Origin of the sequence: Pedobacter sp. Bi27, assembly GCF_918698255.1 — a bacterium.
GTDB lineage: Bacteria > Bacteroidota > Bacteroidia > Sphingobacteriales > Sphingobacteriaceae > Pedobacter.
In genome coordinates this window covers 260152-276958 of the sequence record NZ_CAKKMW010000004.1, presented here as the reverse complement: position 1 = coordinate 276958, position 16807 = coordinate 260152, and the positions used below count along the sequence as shown (strand labels likewise).

The window sequence follows — 16807 nt, the reverse complement described above, 5'->3', positions numbered from 1 at the left end:
TTCACCAAGACACTGCAACTGGCAGCAATTAATTTAACAAAGTACTGGGTTTAAAAAAAAGATAGATATTGCAATAATGAATACCAAGAAGACTCTCGCCAAAAAAAACACAACAAAAAAAAATAAGACCATCAACTATGATTTTTTAGCAGTTGGATCAGATGTAAATCCTGGTTTAAGGCTATTTAGTGTATTAGATACCGAAAACGAACTCATCTCTTGCGCAAAATATGCTAACAAAGGCTATAGTATTGCCTACATCTCAGGAAAAGACGTTTGGATTTTTCGAATAGGCTTAGAAAGACCAGTGCGCTTATATTCAGGAAGAGATCGGGTAAAAACGCTCGAGTGGTCAAAAGATGATCAGTTTCTCGCCATTGCCGATGGCAAAATTATTGTAATTATTGAACTAGCAAGCGGCCATGTCATTGAACATCTTACTGGTCACAAATCCTGGATCAATGAATTACTATATCTTCCGGACAACAAAACCCTTATCAGCGGCTCGGCCGACAGGACAGTGAGATTGTGGGATTTAGAAAGTAAAAATGTAGGAAGAATTTTAACCGAATGTAATGGCATAATAATAAGTCTTGCCCTTGCCCCCGATAAAAACATACTGTCTATCGCATCCCACCAAAACGAAATCGTTCATTATAACCTTAAAGAAAGAGGAGAGGTTGAAAGGTTTATATATGACCATATCCGGGATTCGCAGTTTAGTTTATCGCGTTCCAAGAATCATTTCGCGATTGCTAGCGATGACAAAATATTGATCAACCATGAAGCCCTTTCGGATAACGTTGAGATTGAAATCCATGCCCACACCAATATAATAAACGGCATGACCTTTAGTCCAGATGGACGTTTTTTAATCTCTAAATCACTCGATGGAACGGTAAAATTTTGGGAGACTGAAGAATGGCAATGCATATTAACCATAAAGGAAACTTCCGCCGACATAATACCTGTAAATATTGAGTTCTCTTTTGATGGAGAATATCTAGTGACCAGGTCACACAAAGATACTGCGCTGAGGATTTGGAAAATAGACCTTAATCAACTTTTACTTAACAAAAAAAGGGTTAAACAGGTACGTTATACAACCGCGAAAATCGTTTTGGTAGGCGATTCCGGAGTGGGAAAAACAGGACTTGGCTGGCGGATTTCACAGGGACATTTTAAGGAACATGAATCTACTCATGGGCAACAGTTTTGGGTCGTAGATGATCTTGCGCTAACGCGTACAGACGGAACCGAGTGCGAAGCTGTGCTTTGGGACCTTGCCGGGCAGCCGGACTATCGATTGGTCCATTCGCTCTTTTTGGACAAAGTCGATCTCGCGCTGATCCTGTTTGACCCTACAATTAGAGAAAATCCTTTATCAAGTGCCATTTTTTGGCTTAATCAACTTCAGATGAATAGGGAAAGTCAATGTCCGGCGATACTGGTCGGCTCACGTGTTGACCGCGGTACCTCGACGCTGACCCAATCAGAACTTTCTGACTTTGCGAAAAACAAGGGCTTTACAGGCGGCTACCTTCCCACCAGTGCGAGTACCAACGAAGGTCTTGATGATCTGATGACCAAGATTAGGTCACTTATCCCATGGAACAGTTTTTCGATGACCATTACCACCGTGACGTTTAAGATAATCAAAGAGTACATTTTGGCCCTTAAAGAAAATACTAGCCAGCAATCTGTTCTAGTCACATACGAGGATTTGGAAAGGGCCATCCTTAAAGCGAAACCAGAAATGATGTTTGAGCAGGATGAATTTGTATCAGTAGTGAGGCACCTGGAAAACCATGGTTATGTTTCTGTAATTCAAAATTCACGAAGGGAAGATTTTATACTGCTTTTTCCAGACCTGATCATCAACCTGGCATCTTCTGTCATTTTGGAAGCCCGCAAAAATCCGAAAGGACTAGGCGTATTGGAAGAAAACAGACTGTTGGACGACAAATATGCCTTTCCTGAACTTGACGCGCTCTCTGTAACCGAACGAAAAATTATTATCGATGCCACTGTTTCGCTTTTCCTCAAAAAAGCAATCTGTTTCAGGGAAAACTTTAATGGATCAAACTTTTTCGTATTCCCCTCTCTTATTAACGAGAAAAAGCCGAGTAAGCCACAAGAATCTGTTATTGAAGGTGCTTCCTATATTGTAAGAGGGGCAATTGAAAATGTCTATCCCTCACTTGTGGTACTTCTGGGATATACCAATACATTTATCAGACATAACCAGTGGCAGAACCAGGCTGAATACCAGATCGCCGATAACGAAGTCTGTGGTTTTATCCAACGCAATGATAAAGAGGCAGAAGTTGAGTTTACGCTTTATCACATTGACGATATCCCTTCCCATACTAAACAGCTCTTTCAGAGTCTATTTGAAAGGTTTCTGATCCGAAGGAACATTACCATAAAACGTTACCTGCCGGTAGTCTGTCAAAAATGCCAAGAGCAAATCCAAAGACCCGTTGTGATCGACCGGGTAAACAAGGATAAAAAATCTACATTTTGTCATGAATGCGGTACGGAAATTTCATTAAAAAATGCATTAGAAAACCTAACGTTACAAGAATTTGATGAAAAGGTAGATGATCAAAAACGTATTGCGGATAGGCGGACTTTGTTTGAAACCTCTCTAATCAAATTAAAAAGCCTGCTTAAAACCGAAAATAATATTAACTCCCCGAAGTGCTTTATCTGTTATGCATGGGGTAATAAGGAACATGAAGCATGGGTTCTGCGCTTTGCTAAGGATTTGAAAAGTGCAGGAGTCAACGTGCTACTCGACCGTTGGAACAATCTCCCAGGTTCAAGTATTTCCCAATATGTCGATGAGATTATGTCCAGCGATTTTGTTATTCCCGTTGGATCTAAGCTACTTTCAAAAAAATACGAGTCTACAACACTGGATTCTGTGGTCAAGCAAGAACAACTGTTGATTAATACAAGGCTAAGACGAAAGTCCGTGCATGGGAATACCGTTATCCCTGTATTGATAGAAGGTACACAGGCCGAATCCTTTACCCCTTTTCTTCAGGATGTCGTTTACGTCGATTTCACTCGTGAAGAAAGTTATTTCGTTGATCTTATGAAGTTAATCGGTCAATTGTACGGGCTATCCGATAATGATGACTTTATACGGATCACCATTAACCTAGAAGCGGATTATATATTCGACATTTAACTAGCAAATTTTTGTCGCACAATGGATATTGGCTATTAATAGCCAATATCCATTGTGCTTTATTTAAAACAAACCTAGGGTTTACTGCTAAGTAAGATCTTTGCACTCGGTATAGCCCTAGCCACAAGATACGCTTTATTATCTTTAACGCGGAAAGCAGCCTTGTCCCAAAGTTCCAACTTCAACATCGCCATTGTTCTGACCAATGCAGCTGCTTCAGAGAACTGGGTTCCGTCGGACTTTTTACTGTACCTTAAAGGATCTTTACCCACTCGTCTAGATGCTTCCGCTTCATTGATTGAAGTAAGGTTAAAATGTAGCGGACCATCTTCATCATCGGAAGTTGCCTTTTATTTGCTACTATGTTTATCAGGCTGGCATAAACCAAAATACAATGATCAACCTGCATCGCATCTCACCGTTTCCATTTCAGCAAGTTCGAAGGTAAGGTTCACCGAACGTCCATCAAGCGGTCTGGTACGGTGCTTAACCATTGCAGGAATGGTGAACAGCTGTCCCGGTTTCAACTCAACCGTACGGTTCTCAAGATCAATTAATAAAGTACCTTCAATGCCCATAAAGGTTTCATCACTATTTGGATGGTAGTGCCAGTAAAAGGGCTCTGTCATTACTCCAACTCTTACAACATGGTCATTAAAGAGCGAAAGCGGAATATTTTTGTAGCTGCTTACGCCGGCGGTTTCCTGCTCAATATCAATCACAATAAGCTGAGGTATGGTCCTGATCATTTTTAAAATTACATATTTTCTAATTCAAACCATATTAATAGGTGATTACATCTTTAGTACCCGAGTCATCGCTGACTGAAAGGTGGTGGGACCCCTGGCGCCCATAATGAATATCATACTTTCTGTTCCGATTTATACAATTTATTCTATAAAGCATCGGTTAACTTTGTGAAATTCCTTAATTTTAAATTATAAGCAAATTCTTATGGAACAGAACCAATTGATCAGAATGGATAACATGGGCATTGTTGTGGCATCGCTTGACCATGCAATCTCTTTTTTCAGCGAAATCGGACTGAAACTTGAAGGCCGGGCAACAATCGAGGGAGAATGGGCAGGTAAGGTTACGGGGCTGGGTAACCAGCACGTGGAAGTGGCTATGATGGTTACCCCCGACGGCCATAGCCGCCTTGAAATTTCACAGTTTCTTAGTCCGCTTACCATTTCAGACCACCGCGAAGCACCGGTTAATTCCCTCGGCTACCTGCGTGTAATGTTTACGGTTTCAGATATCGACGAGTTGTTGCCAAGGCTGGAAAAACATGGTGCCATACTGGTTGGTGAAGTTGTTGAATATGAAGACGTTTACAAACTTTGCTACATCAGGGGATCAGAAGGTCTCTTAATCGGGCTTGCGCAGGAGCTTCACAAAAAATGACGAAATTGATAACCCATGGCCTCTTTAAAAGGAAAGCGCATCGGGTCCATCCTTACAGCGACCACACGGCAAGTTCATATCCATCCGGATCAAGGAACTGGAATCTACGCCCGCCCGGGAAAGCGAAGATTTCTTTTGAAATCACACCACCTGCATTAATCACATTTGTTCTTGTCCCTTCTAAATCCTGCGAATAAAGTACAACCAGGATGCTTCCTTTCAATGGCGCTCCGATGGTAAAACCTCCATCTACAAAATCCCCTTCAAAAGCGGTATATTCAGGCCCGTAATCGGTAAAAACCCATCCAAAGGCCGCTGTATAAAATGCTTTGACCTTTTCAAGGTCGCGTGAAAGAAATTCAAGGTACTGTACCTGCTGGTGCTTTAACTTCTGCGGCGTATTGCTCATAATTTTTTTGCTTGATAAGCAAAAATACCTAAAATGGGCTTGCCTCCCAAAAATATTGTTTTGGTTTCAAGATGCTTTCCTAGTCACTGGTACAGACAGCCTTCGCCTGTACCTTTAACCATCCCGTCTTAGGCTTTCAGGCTCATGCCCCCGTCCATTACGATTTCTGCCCCTGTAATATAAGTGGCGTCATCACCACAAAAGAAGGTAACCATTTTGGCCACATCCTCAGATTTTCCGATTTTGCCGAGCGGAATACGGCCGATCAACCACTGGTTAATGCCTGCTAATTGTTCTTCGCTCAGTCCTATTTTGTTCATAATTTCTGTAGCAATAGGGCCTGGACTCACACTGTTCACCCGGATCTGGCGCGGTGCAAGCTCTACAGCTGCAATACGCATCACCGAGTTCAGTGCTGCTTTGCTTGAAGCGTAAATTGAGCTGTTTGCCCCGTCCATATGTGCCGTATTCGAAGAAAGGAATACCACAGAACCACCATCATTCAGCAATGGGATAAATTTGCTCAAGGTAAAATAAGCGCCTTTAAAATTAACACCAAAAATGTTATCAAAACTTTTTTCAGTGGCATCCGCAATGCTGCTCTGCTCCACTACACCCGCATTAATAAACAGGATGTCGATTTTACCAAAGATTGTTCCTACCTCACTCGCCAACCCTTCAATTGCGGTGATCTGGCTCTGATCTGCCACCAATCCTATCGCGCCAAGGTCTGAAGCAGCCTTTTCAACGGCATCTTTTCTCCTTCCGGTAATAATCACCTCTGCACCCAATGCTTTTAATTCTTTTGCCGTGGCATAACCGATGCCGCTATTTCCGCCGGTTATCAGCGCTTTTTTTCCTGTTAAATTGTTCATGATAAAAAAATAAATTTTATACCTCCAAAAATACGGCTGTATTGGTATACTTTTGTAGTCAGTATAACAGAGTATACCAGTTATGGAAACAGAAAAAACAATCCAGATTGCGACAGAGGTGCTGTCCAATCCGCGCAACCAAAAAGAAGAGGTGCAGGCTTTACAGGATACGCTCTATGTGCTCGGGGGCAAATGGAAACTGCCGATCATCAATTCCATCTGTAACGGCAATAAAAGATTCCGGGATATTGAAAGAAGCATTCCGGGAATTACCACGCGGATGCTAAGTAAGGAATTAAAGGAAATGACGGCAAACCAGCTGATCAAAAGAACAGTGATAGACGATACTCCTGTAAGTATTGAATATACTTCTACTGAATACTGCCAGTCTTTTGGTGGTATCATTCTGGAAATGATCAGGTGGGGCAAAAGCCACAGGCAACGCTTGAAGGGAGCTGCTGATTAGGTTAAATGGCTAACAATTTTTATCGGTGCAAAGTTTCATGATCTTAAAAGAACGGGACTAAGCAAATCTATCTTTGTCTTAGCTAAATTGACCAAGAGAAAATCATCTTATTGAGACCAATTTTATCGGGCCAAATGAAAATTGTATTTTTCCAAAAAAACGGCAGATAAATTAAGCACAGCTTAATGCACCAAACATCCTATAAGCACCATATGAACAAAACATTTCTAATTCTTCTTTTAACTTTTTTTACAGCAGTAGTTTTTGGACAAAAAAACAGGCCAAATGAAAGCGACAAAAGTAAACCCTTTGTTTTGGGGCGAATAGACGAAATCCAATCAAAAGAACTGGCCGAGAAAAGAATCCTGAACATTTACCTTCCCGAAGGTTATACACAAAACGATACCACAAAATATCCGATAATTTATTTACTCGATGGTTCTGCAGATGAAGATTTCATCCATATTGTAGGGCTAGTACAGTTTAACAGTTTCGAATGGGTAAATCAGGTGCCTAAATCAATTGTGGTGGGCATTGCTACTGTAGATCGGAAACGGGATTTTACTTTCCCTACCTCCATCGAGGGCGACAAGAAAAAATATCCTACAACAGGCCATTCTGATCAATTTATTTCGTTCATTGAAAAAGAGCTTCAACCCTATATTCAGTCGAAATACAAAACGAACGAGAACAAAACCCTTATTGGTCAATCTTTAGGCGGCTTGCTGGCTACAGAAATCCTGATTAAAAAACCTACGCTTTTTAATAAATACATTATTATTAGTCCGAGTTTATGGTGGGATAATGGCTCGTTGTTAAATCAGGATTCCGAAATAAAGGAAAATATGTTTAAGCAACAAACTGATGTTTACATTGGTGTAGGTAAAGAAGGCCTTACGCCAACCGAAATACCCAGGGTGATGGAAGTGGATGCAAATTTATTGACCGAAAAAATAAAAGGGTTCAAAAACAAAAATGTAAAAGTATATTTTGATTTTTTGCCACAGGAGAACCATGCAACGATAATGCACCAGGCGGTGTCCAATTCTTTTAAATTCCTATACCCGGTAGTGAAAAAAGAATAGGGTTTAAAAAATATCCAACACTAGTGGATACAAATAATGATATACAAATTCATGCTACTAAAACGTTAAAATGAAGGTTTTTGATTAAAAAAGCAATAAAATTTTTTAATTCAAAAAAATAAACGTTAATTAGACATTTATTTATTGTTATGAGCACAGCAAACTATGTAATTGGAGTGGATTACGGGACAGATTCTGTCCGGTCAGTTCTAGTTGATACCGCAAACGGAAAGGAAATAGCATCGTCTGTTTTTCTTTACCCAAGATGGCAGAAAGGTTTATATTGTAAACCGGCTGTTAATCAGTTCCGCCAGCATCCGTTAGATTATATTGAAGGTTTAACACACACTATAAAAGATTGTTTAACAAAAGCAGGTGGTGCCGATATTGCACACCTGGTTAAGGGAATTTCGGTTGATACAACGGGATCAAGTCCGGTGGCTGTTGATGCGACAGGTACGCCCCTTGCCCTGACCAAAGGTTTTGAAGAAAATCCAAATGCCATGTTTGTGCTTTGGAAAGACCATACCTCAGTTAAAGAAGCCGCAGAAATTAATGAACATGCTACTAAATTTAGCACCAATTACCTCAAATATGTAGGTGGCATTTATTCATCAGAATGGTTCTGGTCTAAATTATTACACATATTAAGGGTCGATTCGACTATTAAAAAAGGTGCTGCGTCATGGGTAGAACATTGCGACTGGGTTCCGTTTTTGCTTTGTGGCGGTAACGACATTACAACAATGAAACGTAGCCGTTGTGCCGCCGGGCATAAAGCACTTTGGGCAGAAGAGTTTAACGGTTTACCTCCTGAAGATTTCTTTAGTAGTCTTGATCCGCTTTTAGCAGGTTTTAGAGATAAATTATTCACCGATACCTATACTTCTGATATTTCTGCGGGAACATTGAGTGAAGAATGGGCAACTAAACTGGGCTTAAGTACAGATGTAGTAGTTGGTGTTGGCGCATTTGATGCGCACATGGGTGCGGTTGGCGGACAGATTGAACCTTACTACCTGAGTAAAGTAATGGGTACGAGTACCTGCGATATTTTGGTTGCACCCAATCAGGATTTACATGGAAAATTGATCAACGGGATCTGTGGACAGGTTAATGGCTCGGTAATTCCGGGTATGGCAGGTTTAGAGGCCGGTCAATCTGCTTTCGGAGATGTTTATGCCTGGTTCAAGAATTTAATCAGCTGGCCATTAAACCATTTACTTACTGAATCTGATGTAATTGATGAAGCTACAGCTACTGCATTAAAGGCGGAGCTTGAAGGGAAAATAATTGCTAAGTTAAGTAACGAAGCTGCAGCTTTACCAGACGGAGATTATGCAGAACTCGCAATAGACTGGTTGAACGGCCGTAGAACGCCAGATGCAAATCAGGAACTTAAAGGTGCCATAACGGGTTTAGGTTTAGGAACCGATGCACCACGGTTTTTCCGTGCCTTAGCTGCAGCAACCTGTTTTGGTGCGAAAGCTATTGTAGACCGCTTTAAAGAACAGGGTGTTCCGGTAAAAGGAATTATCGGTATTGGCGGTGTAGCAAAAAAATCAGCCTATATTATGCAAATGATGGCAGATGTATTGGAAATGCCCATTAGAATCCATCGTTTTGAGCATACCTGTGCATTAGGTGCAGCAATGTTCGCTGCTGTAGCAGCTGGTATTTATCCAAATATCGAAGCAGCAATGGCGGCCATGGGAACAGGCTTTGAGAAAGAATACAAGCCGAATATTAAGAAACAAAAACTTTACCGCCAGCATTACCAACAATATTTGGGATTAGGTAGGTACCTGGAAAAATACAATAAAAAAGATGTAAAACCTTACTTATCATGAGCAACTATCAAGATATAAAAGAGCAGGCTTACCAGGCCAACATGCAGTTGCCCAAATTGGGACTGGTACTTTTTACCTTCGGCAATGTGAGTGCTGCAGATCGGTCGAAAGGTGTTTTTGCCATTAAACCAAGCGGCGTGCCTTACGAGGATCTGTCGCCGGAGAAAATGGTGATTGTAGATTTTGACGGAAATACTGTTGAAGGAAGTTTACGTCCCTCATCAGATACCAAAACCCATGCGGTTTTATATAAACACTGGGCAGAAATTGGCGGGATTGTACATACCCATTCTACTTATGGCACGGCTTGGGCGCAGGCGCAAAGGGCAATTCCAATTTTCGGAACTACCCATGCCGACCATTTAACAGTAGATATTCCATGTGCCCCACCAATGGCTGATGAAATGATCAAAGGAAATTATGAGTACGAAACAGGGTTTCAGATCATGAATCATTTTGAAAGTTTAGGCCTAAGTTATAAAGAAGTTGAGATGATTTTGGTGGGCAACCACGCTCCTTTTACCTGGGGAAAAACAGCCGAGAAAGCCGTTTATAACAGTGCGGTTTTAGAAACTGTGGCGCAAATGGCTTTGTTAACCGAACAGATCAATCCGCAGGCACCGAAGCTGAAAGATTCGCTGATTGAAAAGCATTATGAGCGGAAACATGGTGATGGTGCCTATTATGGACAGAAGTGAGTTTAGAGTTGGGAGTTCGGAGTTTTGAGTTTGGTTTCATAAAGTGAATTAAGGGTTATGGAAAGCAATTGCAGTGGTGCTTGGGGAACGAAAGCCCCGCCCCCGCTTCTGCCGATTGAAAAAATCGGCATCTCGCTACGGTCGGGTTTAACATGGTAAGGTCTACCTAAGTAACTTAAACCTGATTGGAGTGAGCATGAACGCAACCGCGCAGGTGGGTGAATAAAACGGAAAGCAGGACTACCCTAACCGATGAAATACGGAACCTTGCTTTTCAAAAAAAAGACTAGGGATAATGTTCCGTGAAGATACAGACCGATGAAGAGTGGTACGCTTTAAAAAAGAGATACATAATGGTCTGTGAGGACACAGACCATGGCATTGAATAAATTAAAAATAACATAAATAGTAATGATTGATTTAAAAAAATTACAAGTTTGGTTTATTACGGGTACGCAACATTTGTACGGTGAAGAAACCTTAAAACAAGTAGCGGAGCACGCTCAACAAGTGGCCGATTCGTTAAACCAGAACGGAAGTATTTCTGTTTCGGTAGTGTACAAGCCGATTGTGAAAACTACAGAGGAGATTTTCGAAACCTTGCAACAAGCCAATATTGATGAGAACTGTATCGGCGTAATTACCTGGATGCATACCTTCTCTCCTGCTAAAATGTGGATCAGGGGCTTAAATGTTTTGCAGAAACCATTATTGCACTTACATACGCAGTTTAACCGCGATATTCCATGGAATACCATTGATATGGATTTCATGAACCTGAATCAAAGTGCGCATGGCGACCGTGAATTTGGTTTTATGGTATCACGCATGCGCAAAGACCGTAAAGTAGTTGTTGGGCACTGGCAGGATGAAGAAGTAGCTAAACAGATTGATACCTGGTGCAGGGCTGCTGCCGGATGGCACGATTGGCAAGGTGCTAAATTTGCGCGTTTTGGCGATAATATGCGTTATGTTGCGGTTACCGATGGCGATAAGGTAGAAGCTGAAATGAAATTTGGTTTCGCGGTAAATACCTATGGTATAGGTGATTTAGTAGCGGTAATTAATGGAATAAGTGAGGAGTCAATTCAGGCGTTATTAAAAGAATACGAATCGACTTACGAGATGACTGCTGATTTAAAAGTAGGCGGTGCAAGGCATTCGTCCGTTTATGAAGCAGCTAAAATTGAACTGGGTTTAAGAAAATTCCTGGAAGATGGAGGTTTTAAAGGTTTCTCAGATACTTTTGAAGATCTACATGGTATGATCCAGCTACCAGGAATTGCAGCACAACGTTTAATGTCCGATGGTTACGGTTTCGCGGGTGAAGGTGATTGGAAAACGGCTGCATTGGTACGTGCCTGTAAAGTAATGGGTGCTGGTTTAGCTGGTGGAAACGCATTTATGGAAGATTATACCTATCATTTCGATCCGGCAAACTCGATGGTTTTAGGCTCGCACATGCTCGAGGTTGATGCTTCATTGGCAAGTGGTAAAGCTAGTTTAGAAGTTCATCCACTGGGTATTGGCGGCAAAGCAGATCCTGCGCGTTTGGTTTTTAACGTTGCTGGTGGCGATGCTTTAAATGCATCTTTAATCGATATGGGCAACCGTTTCCGTTTATTGGTGAACGAAGTAAAAGCTGTTGAAGCTGAACATGATTTACCAAACTTACCGGTAGCCCGTGTACTCTGGAAACCATTGCCTGATATGAAAACAGGTTGTGCAGCATGGATTTATGCTGGTGGTGCCCACCATACCGCTTATAGTCAGAATTTAACTACCGAGCATTTATTGGATTTTGCGAATATTGCCGGCTTAGAATATGTAAATATTGGTGCCGATACCAAAATCAATCAATTCAGAAATGAATTGCATTGGAATGAGGTTTTTTATAAATAATTTAATAAAGCACTGTACAATAAAAGCCGATAATCTTATGGTTATCGGCTTTTTTATGTGATTTTCATTTTGTGATTTTCACCTCCTGTAAACGCATCCCGTGATCGTCCTCCTGAACTTGTTTCAGGATCTTTTTAGGAGCGCCTAGCGGGATAGATCCTGAAACAAGTGCGATTGAGAGGTTCCAATAAAAAAATCGTCATTGCGAGGAGGAATGACGAAGCAATCTTTTTATATATAGCTATTCCTGCGAGTAAGATTGCTTCGTCGGCTTAAAAAGCCTTCTCGCAATGACGATAATTGAGTAGATTTAGTTCAGGATCTTTTTAGGAACGCTAAGCAGGATAGATCCTGAAACAAGTTTAGGAGGACGCGTAACTTAAATACCACCTACAATCCTACACTAACCATTGCTTTAATCACCCCGTTCTTTGGATCTAACCAGTTTTCAAACTCATCTTTTACTTCCTCAAATTTAACCTGATGCGTAATATAGTTGGTAGGATTAACCAAACCAGCTTTCATTGATTTGATTACATGCTCAAAATCTTCAATGGTGGCATTTCTGCTGCTCATTAATGTCGATTCGCGCTTGTGAAACTCAGGGTGGTTAAAAATTAAATCTCCTTTTTGCAGCCCTATTAAAACGAACCTTGCGCCATGTGCCATATAGTTTATGGCGTTGTTAATGGCCTTCTGATTCCCCGTTGCATCGATTACAACCGTTGGCATATCACCATTGGTTATATCGCTCAATTGTTGCGCAACATCAGGCGAAAGCGCATTAACTACATGCGCTACCTTTAATTTATCTTTACAGAAAGCCAGGCGGTCTTCATTAATATCTAAGGCGATTACGTTGGCCCCGGCAATTCTGGCGAATTCCATTGTGCCTAAACCAATTGGCCCGGCACCAATAACCAGGACAAATTCTCCAGGCTGAACAGCTGCCCTGCGAACACCGTGCGCGCCTATAGCTAAAGGTTCAACTAAAGCGAGCTCATCATAACTCAATCCCTCGCCATGTAAAAGTGTCCTCGATGGAACCTGCAAATATTCGCGCATACCACCATCAACATGTACACCACAAACCTGCATTTTAACACAGCAGTTTGGTTTGTTCGTTCGGCAGGCAATGCATTCGCCACAATTAAAATATGGGATAAAAGTAACAGCCTCTCCTATTTTGAAGTTATCGACTCCATCGGCTTCAACCAATTCGCCTGATAACTCGTGACCTAAAACTCTTGGGTAATTAAAGAAAGGTTGGGTACCTTCAAAGGCATGTAAATCGGTCCCGCAGATACCGATTCTTTTAATTTTTATAATGGCATGGTCTTTTTTAAGCTCAGGTTTTTCTGTTTCTGAATATTCGAAAGTTCCAGGTGTAGTACAGGTAAGGGTTTTCATTGTAATTTAATGATTGAATAAGAAAAATCGTCATCTCGACTGAAGCGCAGTGGAATGGAGAGATCTGCTTAGATAGATTTCTCGGCTGCGTTGCACTCCGCTCGAAATGACGTCGGTGGATTAAGCGTTCGCCAAAGCTCTGTCTAAATGAACATAACCGCCATCAACATGGATAATCTGTCCGGTGGTATGGCTTGATTTGTTAGACATTAAAAAGGCTGTCATGTTTGCAATTTCTTCTGCAGTTGTCATTCTGTTTTCCAATGGAATTTTTGAAGTGATTTCTTTTAGTTTTTCTTCCGCATTATCCAAAGTCTCTATCCAGGTTTCGTAAGCAGGTGTCCAGCATTCGGCAACCACTACTGCATTTACTCGGATGTCGTATTTTAGTAATTCAACAGCCCACTCGCGGGTTAATGCATTTCTACCACCATTTGCGGCAGCATAGGCTGAAGTATTTCCTTGCCCCGTTTCAGCCGTTTTTGAAGTGATGTTTACAATTGCACCTTTGCTTTTAATTAATTCTGGCAAGGCATGGTGTGCCATCAAATAATAATGCACTACATTTTTATGTAATGAAGCCATAAAGTCTTTATAATTTCCACTTTCTAAACCCACCCCATCGTTAACGCCGGCGTTATTCACTAAACCATCAATCCTTCCAAATTTAGCGACAATTTCTTTAACTACTTTTTCGCAATCATCCGGATTGGAAAGTTCTGCAACAAATTGTTCCGCTTGTTTGCCTTGAGCAATAATTTCATCAACTACTTTTTGGTTATCTGCTGCTTTTCTACCTACGATTACGGCAATTGCATTTTCTTTAGCAAATACTTCTGCAATGCTTCTTCCAATGCCTTTAGCAGCACCGGTAATGATAATAACTTTTTCTTTTAATTGTAAATCCATGTTTTTTATTTTTTTTGTAGCGTCCCCCTGAATTCATTTCAGGGTCTTTAGTACTGATTAGATCCTGAAACAAGTTCAGGATGACGATACCGATTAGTTAATCATATTAATTATATCCGATCTCCTTGATTCAGGCGATACTTTTAAATCTATTAATTTTCCATTCTTTAACTGCCCTTCAACGGTGGTTTGGTAAGGCGCATAGAGCTTGAAATGTACATCCCACTCTTTAGGCCATGCAGGGTAAAGATAAATCTTTTTTCCGTCTACCTGCATCAGCATTTCCTGTAAACCGATCATACCAGAGCCGCCCCAATTATGGTCTGGTGTCCAGTCGAAGCCAGGTCCCCAGAATGCCGGGAATCTCCTTCCCGAGTCTTTTAACTTTGCGGTGGTTAATTTTGCAGCATCTTCAGTTAAACCTAATCTGGCAGCAAAAATATTGTCCTGTTTCCAGCCTACAAAACTGCGGAATTTCAGCACATCTGTATCGTATTTAAAAGTATTGATGGCGGTGTCTAAACCAGGTTTACCAATTCCATAAATGCCCCAGGGATAAACGGGATACAACTGCGGACTTTCGGTATTGTTAATGCGCTCCCAAAGTTTTGCCGGAGCAATTGTGGTATGACCGTCAAATGTTCTAAAACTGATGGGTGGAATGGTTTTTAGCATGGCCGTCCATTCCGACTTTTGCTTTTCGGATAAATTGGGACGCTCCAGAAGTCGTTCTAAAACGGTTTTTAGCGCAGCAATGGTTGAGGTGGAGTTATAGGCCATTTTATAGGTTTCAGCACCAGAGCCAGGGTACAAAACCAAATGTCCATCGGCATCCAAAGCTTTTGCTCCGCGCTGTTTGGCTAAATAAGTGTAGTGCGCTTTGAAAAAGCTAAGTGAACTTTCAATCAATGGAAGATACTTTTCGATGTTATTGCCATTATACCTTTCTGTTTCCAAAATCATCATGCAGAATTCCAAAACTGTATCCCACTGGTGTTCTAACCAGGCATTGTATTCCATGCCTTTGTTAAAATCGGCAGGACGTTTCCAGCCGTATTCTGCTGGGTTTGGTAATCCAAAATTTTCCAATTGCTCTGTAAAACTGGCGCCATTATGTCCCCAGGCAGACTGCGTTCTGATTTCAGCATTTTTCAACAAATTCAGATAGAAATCGAATTGAGGCTTCATCATTTCAAAATCACCGCTTTTTAACATCGGCCAATAGACTAAACGTTGGTTTTGTGCGGTGTGGGTACCTCCTCCCCAATTCCTGAAATCGGGTGTGTATTTCAGCGCGGTATCAGTAAGTTGTGGATCGAAGGTAAATAAACCGCCATTAAATTTTGTGGGGTATTTGCCAAAGGCATTGCAACCCAACATATACCTGAATAACTGATAATTTTTAGCCGACTGATTGGCTGATTCATCTTTCGAATTGATATAAATGAAACTCTTTTCAAAGTAATCATTCCACCATTTTATACTGGATTTATGACTGTTATTGATTTTTAATGAAGTTAACTGTTTTTCCCAATCAGAAACTGATTCAGTTTTAACTGTATGTAAAGCAATGGTAATGTGGTTTGAACGCGAAGGTTTTTTACTTTTCAATATCCAGGCTTTAAAAGGTGTACTTAAATAAATACCTTCATCATTCCCTGCCGGAATTAGGTTATCTCCCTGCATAGAGCCACCAAAAATCAGTTTTTTTAGCGGATTGAACAACTCGGCCTTTCTATCATCAAGGCCTTGCTGTTTTACTGTAATATCAAATACCGTTTCAGGTTTATTTTGATGGTAAAATTGAATGGTATTGTTTTTAAAAGCAATTTCATCTTTAAGGGTTTTTACAATGCCCTGAGGTGCCCATTTATACGAATTTTGGTTGTTCTCTTTGCCTTTTGTAATGCGGTCTTCAAAGCGCCAGCTTTCGTAACTGGCTTCTGTTGTGGTATTTTGGCTTGATTTAATGTCTAAATGAATAACCGGATTAAAAACATCTACCCAAACATTTATTTTTATATTTAATTTACCGTTTGAACCTGAAATCTGGGCATAACCATCTTTTAAGATCAGTTCTTGTTCAAATGATTTCCCCTCGAAAGGGTTTGGGGATAATTTGAGTTTTACACGACCAAGCTTGAGTAAGGTATTATTCTCATCGAAGGTGCCGCTTTTGGATAGATAGAGGTAAACATTGCCATTTTCTACCCAGAGGTTAAGGCCGATATCGCCGCCACCTACGGGCATGGATGCTGATGAATTGAGGCTTTGGGTATTCCAAACCACGTTATTGGGGGCTTTTTCTTGCGAAAAAGCATTTGAGGTGAGGAAGCAGAAAGACACGGAGCACACCAAGAAAAGGTTGGTTCTTTTTGACCATATAAGACATATAAGAGCATTTAAGGTTCTAAAGGGAATACCTAGCGTGCTTGGTGTCTTTGTGGTTAATGTTTTTTTGCATATGGTATTTGACCATCTAAGGCACCTGAGAACACCTGAGGCATGGTTCAAAAATTTTGACCATATAAGAACATTTAAGTTCCCAAATGAAATACTTGGTGTGCTTTGTGTCTTCGTGGTTAATGTTTTTTGGC

At 40.9% G+C, this 16807-nt stretch carries 13 protein-coding genes; 7 read left to right on the top strand and 6 right to left on the bottom strand.

Annotated elements, in window-relative coordinates:
- The first annotated feature begins 76 nt into the window (after positions 1 to 76).
- On the top strand, positions 77 to 3199 hold the full coding sequence (locus tag LQ227_RS15040; RefSeq protein WP_230149844.1) for a TIR domain-containing protein: 3123 nt from the start codon (positions 77 to 79) through the stop codon (positions 3197 to 3199).
- 398 nt (positions 3200 to 3597) lie between these two features.
- Here the strand turns inward: LQ227_RS15040 and LQ227_RS15035 are convergent, their stop codons facing one another.
- Positions 3598 to 3948 carry a cupin domain-containing protein gene (locus LQ227_RS15035; RefSeq protein WP_230140984.1) on the bottom strand — a complete coding sequence of 117 codons (351 nt, stop codon included), beginning with the start codon at positions 3946 to 3948 and terminating at the stop codon, positions 3598 to 3600.
- Positions 3949 to 4153: 205 nt separating this feature from the next.
- Here LQ227_RS15035 and LQ227_RS15030 point away from each other — a divergent pair, with 205 nt between their 5' ends.
- Entirely contained in the window at positions 4154 to 4606 is a 453-nt protein-coding gene (locus LQ227_RS15030) for a VOC family protein (protein ID WP_230140982.1), read from the top strand.
- Between the two features lie 52 nt (positions 4607 to 4658).
- Here LQ227_RS15030 and LQ227_RS15025 read toward each other — a convergent pair whose 3' ends face one another.
- Entirely contained in the window at positions 4659 to 5015 is a 357-nt protein-coding gene (locus LQ227_RS15025) for a VOC family protein (RefSeq protein WP_230140980.1), read from the bottom strand.
- Positions 5016 to 5143: 128 nt separating this feature from the next.
- Positions 5144 to 5890: an SDR family oxidoreductase gene (locus tag LQ227_RS15020; RefSeq protein WP_230140972.1), complete on the bottom strand. Its 747-nt coding sequence runs from the start codon at positions 5888 to 5890 to the stop codon at positions 5144 to 5146.
- A gap of 82 nt (positions 5891 to 5972) precedes the next feature.
- On the opposite strand from LQ227_RS15020, the gene LQ227_RS15015 reads away from it, so the two are divergent.
- From LQ227_RS15015 to araA, 5 genes are all read left to right on the top strand, one after another.
- A complete protein-coding gene (locus LQ227_RS15015) occupies positions 5973 to 6356 on the top strand; it encodes a helix-turn-helix domain-containing protein (protein ID WP_230140970.1) in 384 nt (127 codons plus the stop codon).
- Between the two features lie 212 nt (positions 6357 to 6568).
- Positions 6569 to 7441, top strand: coding sequence for an alpha/beta hydrolase (locus LQ227_RS15010; protein ID WP_230140969.1), 873 nt, complete (start codon positions 6569 to 6571; stop codon positions 7439 to 7441).
- A 149-nt stretch (positions 7442 to 7590) separates the two neighbouring features.
- Positions 7591 to 9291 carry a ribulokinase gene (locus LQ227_RS15005; protein ID WP_230140966.1) on the top strand — a complete coding sequence of 567 codons (1701 nt, stop codon included), beginning with the start codon at positions 7591 to 7593 and terminating at the stop codon, positions 9289 to 9291.
- On the top strand, positions 9288 to 9989 hold the full coding sequence (locus tag LQ227_RS15000) for an L-ribulose-5-phosphate 4-epimerase (protein WP_230140964.1): 702 nt from the start codon (positions 9288 to 9290) through the stop codon (positions 9987 to 9989). Before LQ227_RS15005 ends, LQ227_RS15000 begins: the two co-directional genes overlap by 4 nt.
- A gap of 411 nt (positions 9990 to 10400) precedes the next feature.
- Positions 10401 to 11891, top strand: coding sequence for an L-arabinose isomerase (araA, locus tag LQ227_RS14995; RefSeq protein ID WP_230140955.1), 1491 nt, complete (start codon positions 10401 to 10403; stop codon positions 11889 to 11891).
- 390 nt (positions 11892 to 12281) lie between these two features.
- On the opposite strand, the gene LQ227_RS14990 is transcribed toward araA, so the two are convergent.
- The 3 genes from LQ227_RS14990 to LQ227_RS14980 all read right to left on the bottom strand — a co-directional run bounded on the left by LQ227_RS14990 (position 12282) and on the right by LQ227_RS14980 (position 16556).
- Positions 12282 to 13301: a zinc-binding alcohol dehydrogenase family protein gene (locus LQ227_RS14990; protein ID WP_230140947.1), complete on the bottom strand. Its 1020-nt coding sequence runs from the start codon at positions 13299 to 13301 to the stop codon at positions 12282 to 12284.
- 120 nt (positions 13302 to 13421) lie between these two features.
- Positions 13422 to 14210, bottom strand: a complete 789-nt coding sequence (locus LQ227_RS14985; protein WP_230149842.1) for an SDR family oxidoreductase — start codon at positions 14208 to 14210, stop codon at positions 13422 to 13424.
- Positions 14211 to 14303: 93 nt separating this feature from the next.
- Positions 14304 to 16556 (bottom strand): DUF5703 domain-containing protein, encoded by a 2253-nt coding sequence (locus tag LQ227_RS14980; RefSeq protein ID WP_230149839.1) that lies wholly within the window; start codon positions 16554 to 16556, stop codon positions 14304 to 14306.
- Positions 16557 to 16807 lie beyond the last annotated feature (251 nt).